At 70.3% G+C, this 12,733-nt stretch carries 11 protein-coding genes; 5 read left to right on the top strand and 6 right to left on the bottom strand.

All coding sequences use genetic code 11. From position 1 onward, the window contains the following. The first annotated feature begins 262 nt into the window (after positions 1-262). On the top strand, positions 263-649 hold the full coding sequence (locus ACT3TD_RS11920; protein ID WP_441578901.1) for a hypothetical protein: 387 nt from the start codon (positions 263-265) through the stop codon (positions 647-649). Between the two features lie 129 nt (positions 650-778). Here ACT3TD_RS11920 and ACT3TD_RS11915 read toward each other — a convergent pair whose 3' ends face one another. Both ACT3TD_RS11915 and ACT3TD_RS11910 read right to left on the bottom strand, forming a co-directional pair. Then, positions 779-1,999 carry an MFS transporter gene (locus tag ACT3TD_RS11915; RefSeq protein WP_301444256.1) on the bottom strand — a complete coding sequence of 407 codons (1,221 nt, stop codon included), beginning with the start codon at positions 1,997-1,999 and terminating at the stop codon, positions 779-781. 21 nt (positions 2,000-2,020) lie between these two features. Further along, positions 2,021-2,740, bottom strand: a complete 720-nt coding sequence (locus tag ACT3TD_RS11910) for an LppP/LprE family lipoprotein (RefSeq protein WP_301444257.1) — start codon at positions 2,738-2,740, stop codon at positions 2,021-2,023. A 152-nt stretch (positions 2,741-2,892) separates the two neighbouring features. On the opposite strand from ACT3TD_RS11910, the gene ACT3TD_RS11905 reads away from it, so the two are divergent. After that, on the top strand, positions 2,893-4,005 hold the full coding sequence (locus tag ACT3TD_RS11905) for a DUF418 domain-containing protein (protein ID WP_301442814.1): 1,113 nt from the start codon (positions 2,893-2,895) through the stop codon (positions 4,003-4,005). Here ACT3TD_RS11905 and ACT3TD_RS11900 read toward each other — a convergent pair. After that, entirely contained in the window at positions 3,966-5,084 is a 1,119-nt protein-coding gene (locus ACT3TD_RS11900) for a glycerol dehydrogenase (RefSeq protein WP_301442815.1), read from the bottom strand. The two genes, ACT3TD_RS11905 and ACT3TD_RS11900, sit on opposite strands and share 40 nt — an antisense overlap. Positions 5,085-5,182: 98 nt before the next feature. On the opposite strand from ACT3TD_RS11900, the gene ACT3TD_RS11895 reads away from it, so the two are divergent. Then, positions 5,183-6,922 carry a dihydroxyacetone kinase family protein gene (locus ACT3TD_RS11895; protein ID WP_444637996.1) on the top strand — a complete coding sequence of 580 codons (1,740 nt, stop codon included), beginning with the start codon at positions 5,183-5,185 and terminating at the stop codon, positions 6,920-6,922. A gap of 4 nt (positions 6,923-6,926) precedes the next feature. Here ACT3TD_RS11895 and ACT3TD_RS11890 read toward each other — a convergent pair whose 3' ends face one another. Further along, positions 6,927-7,220, bottom strand: a complete 294-nt coding sequence (locus ACT3TD_RS11890; RefSeq protein WP_301442817.1) for a hypothetical protein — start codon at positions 7,218-7,220, stop codon at positions 6,927-6,929. 266 nt (positions 7,221-7,486) lie between these two features. Here ACT3TD_RS11890 and ACT3TD_RS11885 point away from each other — a divergent pair, with 266 nt between their 5' ends. Next, the gene (locus ACT3TD_RS11885) at positions 7,487-7,894 is read left to right on the top strand and encodes a hypothetical protein (RefSeq protein ID WP_301442818.1); all 408 of its coding nucleotides are present in this window, start codon (positions 7,487-7,489) and stop codon (positions 7,892-7,894) included. A 10-nt stretch (positions 7,895-7,904) separates the two neighbouring features. Further along, positions 7,905-8,414: a GNAT family N-acetyltransferase gene (locus tag ACT3TD_RS11880; protein ID WP_301442819.1), complete on the top strand. Its 510-nt coding sequence runs from the start codon at positions 7,905-7,907 to the stop codon at positions 8,412-8,414. Positions 8,415-8,439: 25 nt separating this feature from the next. Here the strand turns inward: ACT3TD_RS11880 and ACT3TD_RS11875 are convergent, their stop codons facing one another. Beyond that, a complete protein-coding gene (locus tag ACT3TD_RS11875; RefSeq protein WP_301442820.1) occupies positions 8,440-10,146 on the bottom strand; it encodes an ABC transporter ATP-binding protein in 1,707 nt (568 codons plus the stop codon). Next, entirely contained in the window at positions 10,146-12,716 is a 2,571-nt protein-coding gene (locus ACT3TD_RS11870; RefSeq protein ID WP_301442821.1) for an ABC transporter ATP-binding protein/permease, read from the bottom strand. The genes ACT3TD_RS11875 and ACT3TD_RS11870 overlap by 1 nt, the downstream gene beginning before the upstream one ends. Between the last annotated feature and the right edge of the window lie 17 nt (positions 12,717-12,733).

The raw sequence follows: 12,733 nt of genomic DNA, 5'->3' as shown, positions 1-12,733 counted from the left end.
TGGGCGTTGGGGCGAACGGTCGCATCAGGAGGTCGGGCGGGGAGGTTGCCGGGACGCTGTGCGACGGAGGCCGGGTCCACTTCTTCCCCCGGCCCCGTGCAACTGGTGGTCCGCGGGGAACCACCACCAACAGCGAGGGGCACGGGGGTGACGGTGGGCAGGGGAGGGTAGTCGTCCTGGCGACATCCCCCGGTCATACTGTGGCTGAAGAGGCGGCTTCCCGCGTCCGAAGTACACAGGAACTCCAGGTACGCTCCGGTCCATGAATTTTTCCGTGAGAGGCGTTGTCGGAATCATCCTGTTTGTCGCGGTCAGCGGCTGGGTGATTGGGCTTCAATACGGTCTTACCGGAACACTTTCCGGAGCGGCAGTAGGACTCGTCCTGGGTGCGGTGTTCGCGTACATGGAGTCACCTCACAATGACTGGCGTCCACGTAACCCACTGTGGGTCATCGCCCCCCTGGTCGGCGGGATTTCCCTGGTGGCGGCAGTGTGGGGGTTACCACTGTCGCTGGGAGCCTTCGCTTTCCTGGCTGCTCTGTTCGCTTCTCCGCGTATGTGGGGGCGCTGGGTGTGGCTCACGCTAGCGAGTATCTGGATGGTGTTCATGGTGGGGTTTGTCGGCCTTGCACTATTGATAGCTTGGTGAACGAGAGGTGGAGCATTGGGCCTGGCTCTCGCCTCTTTCTCTTAACCCCGTGCAAATGTTGGTCTGGCGTGGGAAGACCAACAACTCAGCGGGGTACTGGGAGGGCGGACGCCTACCCGACGCGTGGGGTCACTCGCTCCGAGGCGTCTGCCGTCGGCGCAGTACCCCGGACAGGGCGATGACGGTGACCCCGGCAAGGGGGATCACCAGGAGACCCACGCGCAGGCCCGCGGCGTCCGCCACCACACCGACGAGCGGAGGCGAGGCCACGAAACCGAGCCTCATCAGCCAGGACACGACGGTGAGCCCGGTGCCGGGACGCAGTCCGGGCAGCTCGTCGGCGGTCTGCATCGCCGCCGGGATCAACGTGGCTACGCCGAAACCGGCGGCAGCGAAGCCCAGGATCGTGCCCGGGACCGTGGGGAACGCCAGTGCGAGTCCCATTCCCACCGCCGCCACCGCGCCGCCGAGACGCGCCACGGTGCGATGCCCTAGACGGTCGACCATGCCGTCGCCGAGGATGCGTCCCACGAACTGTGCGGCGACCAACGCCACGAATCCCGCCGCGGCGACCGAACCGGGCGCGCCGAGGGAGGTGATGTACAGCGACGCCCAGGACATGCCAGCGTCCTCGACGAGTGAACCGGCGATGGCGATGATGACCAGCGCGCCCAGCATCACGACAAGGTGGCCGGTCAGCGGACCACGGCGCGCAGCGTCCGGCCCCACGGACTCGTGGGTGGCGTCAGGGGAAGCAGTGTCCGGAGCAGCGTCCGGGCCGGATTCGGTAGCAGGAAGACAGAAGCGCAGCGCGACGACCGCCACCAGGGAGAAGACCACGGCGGACAGGCCGAGATGGATCTGACGGGGCAGGTCCACGGCGATGGCGGCCGCCGCCATCGCCCCGCCGAGTACCGCCCCGAGCGACCAGACCGCGTGGAACGAGTTGATGATCGTGCGGCCGTAGCGGCGCTGGACCTGCAGGCCGTGGTCGTTCTGGGCGACGTCGGTGATGGCGTCCATCGCCCCGCCGACGAGCAGCCCGGTCACGAACATCCAGAGCGTGGGGGACGCCCCGGCGCCGAGCACGCCCAGGGCGGTGCCGATCGTGCCGGCGACCGCGACGCGGGCGGACCCGAACCGTCGGATCAGCGGGGCCGCGGCCAGCCCGGCGAGGATCGCGCCGACGGGGAAGGCGATGACGGCGAGACCGTAGACGGCGTTGCTCATCCCCAGGTCGGCCTTGATCTCCGGGTACCGGGGGATGAGGTTGGCGAACACCGCGCCGTTGGTCAGGAAGAGCGCGGCGACGGCCCGGCGGGCGCGCCGGTCGGTGGGGGTGGGGGACATTGCGGCGAACTCTACAGCGACCTACCCCAGCGAGGACAGGTCCAGGGTTGCCGCGGTGTCGTTGAGCTCGGTGGGGATGGAGTTGTCGCTGACCTGCACCTCGGAGCCGTCCCAGTGGAACGTCGCGGAGGCGGACACCGTCTCGTTGGCGGCGGCAGGCTGGTCGCCCAGGAACTCGTAATTGACCTGCACGGTGCTGTCGTCGATGCGGTCCACCGACTCGATATACCTCGCCAGGATCGGTGCGGGCTCGGTCACCAGCTCACCGTCGGCGAACAGGGCGACGGTCTGGTTGCTGCTGCCGGCCGTACCGTTCGGGTTGTCCTGCGTTCCGTTGCCGCCATTGAGCACTACCCAGGACAGCGGCAGGCACGGGTCCATCTCGTCCTCGGAGACGGTGTAGTGGAAGAACACGTCTGAGTCGCCTGAGCCGTCAGAGTCCTCGCCGGCGAAACGCACCGGCAGCGGGTCGTCGCCGGTGAGAGGGTTGTCACCCGACTTGCCCGAGTCCTCCTCACAGTCCGGTGCGGCGGAGCTCGACGAGGTGGTCTCGGTCTCGGTCTCGGTCGGCGTCTCCGTCGGCGACCCGGTCACCGTCGACGTCGCGGTGTGCACCGCCGTCTCGGTCACGGTCGCCGGGTCGTCCTGCTGTGAGCAGCCCGCCAGGAGCACGGCCGCGGCCGCGGGGACGGCGACGGCGGCCACGAGGGAACGGGCACGGGTACGACCGCGTGAATCCATGGCCGCCAGGGTATCGCGGCCGTCATACCGCGGGCTGAGTCGCCCGCGCGGCCGTGCACCGATGATCAGACCCGGGGCCGATGTGGTCACCGCGGCGTCCGGCATAGTCTCCATAGGGTCAGCAATCATCACCCCTTCAGGAGAAACCCCCGGTGACCACCCCGAACGCACCCACCCGCTACGCCTTCCTGGACGTGCTGCGCGGCGTGGCGCTGTGCGGCATCCTCTTCGTCAACCTGCGTGACCTGCTCTACCGCTGGACGGAGCACGCCGACCTGCACCACCCCGTCCTGCGCTTCTACGACGTGGCGATCCAGGGACGGTTCGTGCCGATCTTCGCCTTCCTCTTCGGCGTCAGCGCCTGGCTGCTGTACAGCTCCTCGGCGCGGCGCACCACCGTACGTTCGGCACGCTGGCTGATGGTGCGGCGCTTCGTCACGCTGCTGCCCCTCGGGCTGCTGAACCTGTTCCTGCTGTACAGCGGCGACATCCTCACCATGTACGCGATCATCGCACTGGTGCTGGTGGTGCCGGCGATGTTCCTGCCCCGCGGCCCGGTGCTCGCCGCCGGGGTGGTCGGCACGCTGGTGGCCTACTGGATGTGGGGCAACAGTCCGCTGATCGCGGCCACGTTGATGGTCGCCGGTTTCGGTGCCGCCCAGTACGGGCTGCCGGGGTGGCTGGAGTCGACGCGACGCCGCGACCGGACGCTCGCCGCGGTCGTGTTCGTGCTCGCCGCCGCCGCGGGCGTCGCGCTCAGTGTCGTGCAGAAGGGCATGCTGGACGCCGCGACGCTGCCGGATCCGGACGTCCTCGACCGGGTGGCGGGTTTCGGTGGGTTGTTCACCGCCGTCGCCATCGTCACCGGGCTGTCGCTGGTCTGGCGCGCGCTCACTGCCCCTTCACTGCGTGCCGCGCTCACCGCCCCCTTCGCCGTGCTGGGACGCACCGCGCTGACGAACTACCTCGGTGCGTCCGCCCTGGCGCAGGTGCTGCTGCACGTGGCGCCGGACGTGGAGCTGACCAACCTGTGGCTGCTGCCGGTGGCCACCGTCGCGATCCTCGTGGTCCAGGTCCTGGCCAGCGCCCTGTGGCTGCGGTACTTCCGTTACGGCCCGGTGGAGTGGTTGTGGCGGTGCGCGACGAGGTGGGAGCCGGTCGCACTGCGCCGAAGTGCAGAACCAGCCACCGACCCGGCCCCGGAACCAATCCCTGCCACCGACGGTCAGGAGCGGGAGGTGCGCTCCTTAAGGTCGCGGGCGTAGAGGTCGGCGGCCCTGATCGCCTGGACGACGTCGGTGGGGGAGTACTCGCCGGGCATCTGCTTGAGCGTCTCGCCGTCGGAGCAGGCCAGCTCGGCGATGCGCAGCAGGTCGGCGTCGTCGGCGTCGCCGAGGTGGATCTCCTCCAGGGTGGTCGGCAGACCCACGGACTGCAGGAAACCGATGTAGCGGTCGGCGTCCGGCTCGGGGGCACCCTCCAGCATCAGCTGCACGCCGATGCCGAAGGCGACCTTCTCACCGTGGGTCATGTGGTGGATGTCGCCGTCCAACGCGGTGAAACCGTTGTGGATGGCGTGGACCGCGGCGAGGCCGCCGTTCTCGAACCCCAGCCCGGAGAGCAGGGTGTTGGCCTCGCAGATGTTCTCCAGCGCGCGGCTGACCACGTGCGCCTCGTTGTCGCGCAGCGCCTGGTGGGCGTAGTCGAAGAGGGTCTCCTCGCACTTCTCCGCCAGGGCCAGGCCGGCCAGGGTGGGCCGGGCGGTGTCGTCCATGCGCCGGGAGTTCGCCCGGTCCACCGCGCGGGCCTCGATGGAGGTGGCCAGGGCGTCGCCGATGCCGGAGCGCAGGGTGCGCACCGGGGCGTTGGCGATGACCCGGGTGTCGACGGCGATGAGGTCGGGGTTGCGGTCGTAGAAGAGGTAGGAGTCGAAGACACCGTCCTCGGTGTAGATCACCGACACCCGGGCGGTCGGGGCGTCGGCGGACACGGCGGTGGGGAACACCGCGACCGGCAGGGAGGCGTGGTCGGCGACCGCGCGGGCGGTGTCGATGGTCTTGCCGCCGCCAAGCCCGATGATCACGTCGTTGCCCCCGGAGCGGGCCTTGTCGGTGATCCGGTCGATCTCCTTGAGGGAGGCCTCGCCGCCGAAGATCTCGTGGGCGGCGTCCAGCCCGTCCCCGGAGAGGGACTCCTGCAGCTTCTCCCCGGCGATGCCCCAGACGACCTCGTCGGCGATGATCAGCGGGGAGGTGCCCAGGGGCCGCAGGTAGCCGGCGGCCCGGTCGATCAGGTCGATGCCCTGGACGTAGCGCGACGGGCTGGTGAACAGTTTGTCTGTCATGGGGACGTTCCTCCTGTGAGGGGTTCGGTTTTCGCCACCACCCTAGGCCCGCTTCCGGTCGCGTGTGGCGGCCGTGACCTTTGGCTACAGTGGCGTGCATGTCCGACTCTCACCCGCAGCAGGTTCCCCTCCGCTCCTTCCGCAACGACCCCGCGGACTTCCTCCCCGAGGCCCTCGGCGGTTTCATCGCCTCCCACCCGGACGCCGAGTGGCACGACAGCGGTTTCGTCGCCCGTTCGTCGGCGGTGGTCACCGACTCCGCCGAGCCGGCCGTGGCCGTGGTCTCCGGTGGCGGCTCCGGCCACGAGCCCATGCACGCCGGTTTCCTCGGCTCCGGCATGCTCGCCGCGGTGTGCCCGGGGCTGCTGTTCACCTCCCCGAACGCCGTGCAGATCGCCGAGGCCACCCGGTGGGCCGACCAGGGTGCGGGCGTGGTGCACGTGGTGAAGAACTACACCGGCGACGTCATGAACTTCACCGTCGCCCGCCAGGCGCTGGACGACGTCGACACCCGCGTCGTCCTCGTCGACGACGACGTCGCCACCGATCTCGCGTCCGGTGCGTCCGACTCGTCGGACGGCCCGGGACGCCGCGGCACCGGCGCGACGATCATCGTGGAGAAGGCCGTCGGTGCCGCCGCGCAGCGCGGCGACGACCTCGACCGTGTCGCCGACATCGGCCAGTGGGTGGCGGACAGCTCCCGCAGCATGGCCGTGGCGCTCGCACCCGGGCACCTGCCGACCAGCGGGCGTGACACCTTCGACCTGCCCGAGGGGAAGATGGAGGTCGGCGTCGGCATCCACGGCGAACGTGGCGTGGACCGCGTGGACGTGGAGACCGCTGACGAAGTCGTCGCCCGGCTGATCGACGGCATCGGCGGCTCGCTCTCGCTGGAGGACGGCTCCGAGGTCGTGTGCCTGGTCAACGGGCTGGGAGGGACCGCCCCGCTGGAGCTGAACCTGGTCTTCGGTGAGGTGCTGCGTCAGCTCGCCGACAAGGGCGTCGTGGTGCGCCGGGCCATGGTCGGCACCTACGTGACCTCGGTGAACATGGCCGGGGTGTCGCTCACGCTGACCTCGGTCGGTGACGCCACCGACCAGCTCGTGGAGCTGCTCGACGCCGCCACGGACGCGCCGGGCTGGCCGCGGGTGCTCGGCGGGCAGGACGCACCGGCGACCTACCGTCCCGCCGTGACCAGTTTCGACGACGACCTGCCGGAGTCCGGGGAGGAGAACCGCTGGCTCAGCGACTTCGTCGCCCGTGTACAGGGATCGGTCGACGACCTCACCGAGCTCGACCGGCTGGCCGGCGACGGCGACTTCGGACAGAACATGGACGCCGCCTTCGGCGGGATCGACCTGCCGCTCCTCGGCCCGGACGCCCGGGTGCTCGAGGCGCTGGGCCACCGCCTGCTCATCCGTGCCGGCGGCACGTCCGGCGCCGTGCTGGGCACCCTGTTCCGCGAGCTCGGCCAGGCGATGGAGGACGCCGACGACCCGGTCGCCGGACTGGCCGCCGGGCTGGACGCCGCCCACCGGGCCATCACCGACCTCGGCGGGGCACGGCAGGGCGACAACACGTTGATCGACGCGCTGGTCCCCGCCGCAGAGGCGGCGGCGTCGGCGGCGTCTGGGAAGGACGGTTCCTCCGACTTCGCCGCCGTGCTGGAGACGTGCCACACGGCAGCGGCCGAGGGCGCGGAGAGCACCCGGGAGATGGTCGCGAAGAAGGGCCGCGCCAGCTACGTCGGCGAAGCCTCCCAGGGGGTCGTGGACCCCGGGGCGATCCTGGTCTCCTGGATCTTCGGGGGCTCCGGGAACGTCAGCGACTACACCTGAGCGGTCAGGAACCGAGGGTCGGCAGGTTCGGGAGCTGCAGGCCCGAGGACCCCAGGTTCTGGTCACCGTTGCTGGAGCCGAAGCTGGACCCGAAGTCACTCGAACCGAAGTCCGTGGACCCCAGGTTCGCATCCCCGAAGGTGGAACCCAGGCCCGAGGACCCCAGGTCCACGGAGATGTCCCCGAACGAGGAACCCAACGGCGGGATGTTGATGACCGGCAGTCCGGCGGTGAACTCCACGTAGAGGTCGCGGATCGGGCCCGACACGATTTCCTGGATCTGGACGATGAACGACATGGGTTCCTCCGTGATGGTCAAGGGTCAAGGTGGTTGGGCAGGGCGTCTGAGCCGCTGCTTGCTCCGAAGATAGCCTGTTCTGGGGTCCGACTCAGGGGTGAATCCGCGAAAACCCACGGAAAGATGTCGTAGATCACCTTTCCGGGGGTAGGGGGCGCTGCGGTGCGGGCGCGACGGTGGCGGAGTAGAGTCGTCGTCGAAGAAGTTGTCAGATCAACTACATGGTTGACCTGCGCGCACACCAAGAAGAAGTAAGGACCTACCCCATGAGCCTCTCCACCACCATCCTGCGCGGCGTCAGCGGCGCGTACTTCCTGCAGTCCGGCATCGGCAAGCTCGGCATGCCCGCCGAAGCCGCCAGCGGTCTGCAGCAGTTCGCCGCCACCGGCGTCCCGCAGGTCTCCAGCCTCGAGCCGGGCGTCTTCGGCAAGGTCGTCTCCTGGTCCGAGATCGGCGTCGCGGCGTCCCTGCTGACCCCCGTGGTCTCCAACCGCGTGGCCGGTCTGGCCCTCGGCGCGATCAACGCCGGCTTCCTGTCGATCTACTTCCGCAACGACCAGATGACCCAGAAGGACGGCATCCGCCCGTCCGAGGCCGGCACCGGCCTGTCGAAGGACCTCTTCATCGCCGCCATCGCCGGCGCCCTGATCGCCGCGCCGAAGAAGACCAAGTAGTCTCGTCGGCGTGACTGAGCCCAACACCCGGATCAAGATCCGCCCGGCCGTCGAGTCGGACATCCCCACGATCACCGCCATCTACAACGACGCCGTGCGCACCACCGTCGCGGTGTGGAACGACGAGGTCGTCGACGAGGACAACCGCCTGGCCTGGTTGCGCAGCTACCAGCAGCCCGGCACCCGGGCCATCGTCGCCGAACAGGACGGCGAGGTGCTGGGCTACGCGACCTACGGGGAGTTCCGCCACTACGACGGATTCCGCCACACCGTGGAGAACTCCATCTACGTCGACGGCACGCGCCGTGCCGGAGGAGTGGGCACCGCCCTGCTGCAGGCGCTGGTGGCCGACGCCCGGGAGGCCGGCAAGCACGTGATGGTGGCCGCGATCGAGGGCGGCAACACCGCCTCGCTGAAACTGCACGCCAAGATCGGCTTCCAGGAGTGCGGCACCGTGCGTCAGGTCGGCACCAAGTTCGACCGGTGGCTCGACATGACGCTGATGCAGATCATCCTCTAGCCGCCTTTTCCTGGCCGCCTTTTTCTTAGCCCCGCACCCGCCAGGACGCCGAGGCGTCCCACTCGGCCACGAGCCGGGCGTACGCGCCGTCGGCGGCGGCGAGTTCGGACGGGGTCCCCTGCTCCACGATGCGCCCGTCGTCGAGGACCACCACCCGGTCGGCGACGGCGAGCGTCGCCGGGCGGTGGGTGACGACCACGGTGGTGTAGTCCGGACGTACCGTGCGGATCGACGAGACCACCGCGGCCTCGTTGTGCGCGTCCAGCGCCGAGGTCGCCTCGTCGACGAGCAGGACGTGGGAGGGTTTCGCCAGTGCGCGGGCGATGCCGACGCGCTGGCGTTCACCGCCGGAGAGCCGGTTGCCCAGCTCGCCGACGGGGGTGTCCCACCCGGTGGGGATCTCCTGCAGCACGCCGCGCAACCCGGCGGCGTCGGCCACCCGGTCCAGTGCGGCGTCGCCGAGGTCCGGGTTCACCGCCAGCAGGTTGTCCCTCACCGTGCCCGCACCCAGCGCGGTCTGCTGGAAGACGACGGAGGCGTTGCCGCGCAGGACGGAGGCGTCGGCATCCCGCCCGTCGAGGGTGACGGTGCCCGCGGCCGGCTCCACCAGCCCGGCGAGGGTGCGCAGCAGGGTGGTCTTGCCCGAGCCGGAGCGTCCGACGACCACGGTGACCGTGCCCGGGGTGAGCTCCAGAGACGCCCCGGACAACCCAGTGGTGCCGTCGGGGAAGCGGACGTCGACGTCCGCCACCCCGATGTGCGGCGCGACCGGGGCGGGGTGTGCCGGCACCACGTCCGGGGCGGTGACGACCTCGACGGCCTCGGTGAGGGTGCGGTCCAGGGAGCGCAGGCCGACTGCCAGCCGCGACACCCCGGTGACCTGCTCGACGACACGCAGCATCACGATCACGGTCACGGCGGCGGACACGGCACCCAACGTGCCGGCGTCGAAGGCCAGCCACACGGTGAGCCCGTAGCCGATGAGCACGGCCTGCAGCACCAGGCTGAACAGGATCTCGCCGGGGACCTGCCAGAACAGCAGGCGCAGGCTCCGGCCGCGCGCGTCGACCAGGGCGTCGTCCACCAGGCGGGCACCGGCGGAGACCTGCCGTGCGGTGCGTAGCGACGGCTGGGCACGGGCGTAGTCGGTGAGCCGGTCGTCGAGGTTCTCGTTCGCGGCGGTGAACTCCTCGTCGGCGCGGGTGACCATGCGGCTGGACGCCAGCAGCGCGAGCATCATCAGCACGCCCCCGGCCACGGTGACCAGGGCCGCCGGGACGGTGAAGAACGCCAGGCCCACGCCGAGGGCGAAGGTGAAGACCACCGCGGTGACCAGCGGGCCGACCAGCAGCACCGGCGCGGACGTGACCTCGTTCGCCCCGGTGGCCAGCAGGCTGCGCAGCCGGGCCGCCTTCGCGGTGGTGATCACCGGCGTCGGCCAGGACAGCACCGCGCCGGGGGCATGCCGTTGGATCGAGTGCATCAACGACAGGCCCACGGCCAGTCCCTTGTGGGCGGCGAGGATGTCGATCCCCCACGCGCCGGCGATGAGCGCGACCATGAGCAGCACCCACGGCCAGGCGTCGGCCGGGGCGCCGCCGAAGAGGTCGTCGAGCAGGGGGTAGAGCACGATCACCGCTCCGGCCTGGATGACCGAGGAGGCGACCGTGAACAGGATGAACAGGCGGAGGTCACGGCCGCCGCCGCTGATGGTGCGGATCTTGGTGAGCATCAGTGGGACTCCTCCCCGGTCATGTTGCCGGTCAGGCCGGCGTTCTCGTGGGCGTCCCACAGTCCGGCGTAGGCGCCGCCGTCGGCGATGAGCTGTTCGTGGCGTCCTGCCTCGACCACACGCCCGTGGTCCATGACCACGATCCGGTCGGCGTCGGCGACGGTGTGCAGCCGGTGGGCGATCATCAGCACCGTCTTCCCGGCGAGCAGGCGGTCGAGCGCGGTGAGGATGGCCCACTCGCTGTCCGGGTCGGCCGAGGCGGTGGCCTCGTCGAGCACGATGACGGGGGTGTCGGCGAGCAGGGCGCGGGCGATGCCGATGCGCTGGCGTTCGCCGCCGGAGAGCCGGTCGGAGTCGACCACGGTGTCGTAGCCGTCGGGCAGGGCGGTGACCGTGTCGTGGATGTTCGCCGCACGGGCGGCGGCGACGACCTGCTCGTCGGTGGCGTCCGGGGCGGTGAGGGCGATGTTGTCGCGGATGCTGGTGTGGATCAGCTGCACGTCCTGCAGCAGGATGGTGACCTTGGCGTAGAGCTCGTCCTGCGTCAGGTCGCGTATGTCGGTGCCGTCGATGCTGACCGAGCCGTCCAACGGGTCCCACAGGCGGGCGAGCAGCGCGCCGACCGTGGACTTTCCGGCGCCGGACGGCCCGACGACGGCGGTGACCGTGCCGGGGTCCAGCGCGAGGGAGAAGTCCGTGAGCACGTCGCGGTCAGGGGTGTAGCCGAACCGGACGCGGTCGAGGACCACGTGGCCGGCCGGTGCGCGGCGGTCGGCCGGGCCGGGCAGTTCCGGGGTGGTCAGCGCCAGGTCGAGGCCGGCGCGGCCGTCGAGGGAGACCAGCAGACCGCCGATGCCGCCGGTGATCGCCACGAGCTGGGCGCCGAAGGACGGGCCGAGCACCAGGAACGGGATGGCGTCGGCCACGCTGACCCAGCCGGGCAGCATCAGCAGCCAGGTGGCCACGACCAGCAGGCCGAGCACGGTGGTGGGACGGTTGATCATCACCGCCATGATCTTGGCCGCACCGGTGTCCTTCTGGAGTTTGTCGACGAAGGCGCCGACGCCGCGCAGGGTGCCGGGCAGGTCGACCACGCTGCTGTCCCCGAAGACCTGGGAGACCTCCCGCTGGGCGATGAAGCTCTGCGCCTGGCCGGTGACCGTGGAGATGTTGCGCTGGGCGATCACCACCCGGTCGCGCTCCTTGCGCTGGATGTTGACCATCACCGTGATGAACGCGGCGATCGGCAGCAGCAGCACCAGACCCAGCCGCCAGTCGACGGTGAAGAGGTAGACCAGTGCGGCCAGGGGTGTGACCACCGCGCCGACGAGGTCGGGTACGGCGTGGGTGACGATGTAGTGCATGCCGGCGACGTCGTCGGCCACGAGCTTGCGGACCTCCGAGGACTGCCGGTGGGTGAACCACCCCAGCGGCAGGCGGGCGAGCTTGTCCATGAGTCGTCGACGCAGCGCGGCGGAGTAGGTGGCGTCGTAGAAGTGCATGGCCAGCATCAGCAGCGTGGTGCCGACCGCGGAGACACCCATCACCACCAGGGCGGTGACCCCGGTGGAGAGCATCTGGTCGCGTCCGGCACCGTCGAGGAACTGGCGGCAGAGCTCGGCGAAGAGGATGAACGGAACGATGCCCAGCACCGACAGCAGGGCCTGGACCACCCCGGCGATGATCATCGGGGTGCGCGCCGGGGCGAGCACACCGGCGGACGGTGTGGGTTCAGACTGATCAGGCTGTTCAGCCTGCCCGCTCTCCTCCGTGTGTTCGGCCTCCGCGCGTTCGGCCTCCATCTCCTCCAGGACCCGCGACTTGCCCATCGCGCGTCCGGCGGCCCAGTAGCCCTGGGCGTGCAGCGTGGCCTTGTTCAGGTTGTGTTCGCGCTGCAGGACGGTCCGGGCGTGGCGGGTGGCGGTCACCTCGCCGGTGACCCAGGCGTACCAGCCGTCCCAGTCACCTCCGGCGCCGCCATTGTCAATTGCCTGCGCCAGCGCGCGGCCCTCGGGCAGTTCGTCGACCCACGCGGCGGTGATGTTCGGGCCCTGCGGCAGTGGCGCCTCGGCGTCGCTGGCATGGTGCTTCTCCAGGTAGACCACCACGGGTATGTCGGCGGGCACGGCGGCGGCGATCTGGGTGATCGCCGGGTAGGACGCCAGGTCGCCGAGCAGGAGGTACCCCTGCGGTGCGGGGTCGAGCAGTTCGAAGTCCTGCTCCCCGAACCGGGTGGCGACGAGGGTGTCGCCGGCGGTGCAGTTCTGCGCCCACCAGGACGCCGGGCCCATGGGGTGGTGGATCACGAAGTCCACGGCCAGGGTGCCGGCGACCGGGTCGGCGGCGGCGAAGGTGTAGCCGCGCTGGAACTGCTTCGACCCGCCGTCCGGGTCGGGGAACCAGGCGCGCATCCACGCGGCCGGTGCCTCGCCGTCCGGCGACAGGATCGTGTCGGACCGGAAGTGGACCCGCACCATGGTGCTGGTGCGCCATTCGGTGCCGGTCACGGTCAGGACGTGGTCCTTGGCGCCGAGCCCACGCAGCACGGCCCCCTGGAAACCTCTGCTCACGGTAAAGCCTCCTTCGG

Source organism: Corynebacterium sp. AOP36-E1-14, assembly GCF_052377495.1.
Classification (GTDB): Bacteria; Actinomycetota; Actinomycetes; order Mycobacteriales; family Mycobacteriaceae; genus Corynebacterium.
This window is presented reverse-complemented; position numbering and strand designations above follow the sequence as displayed.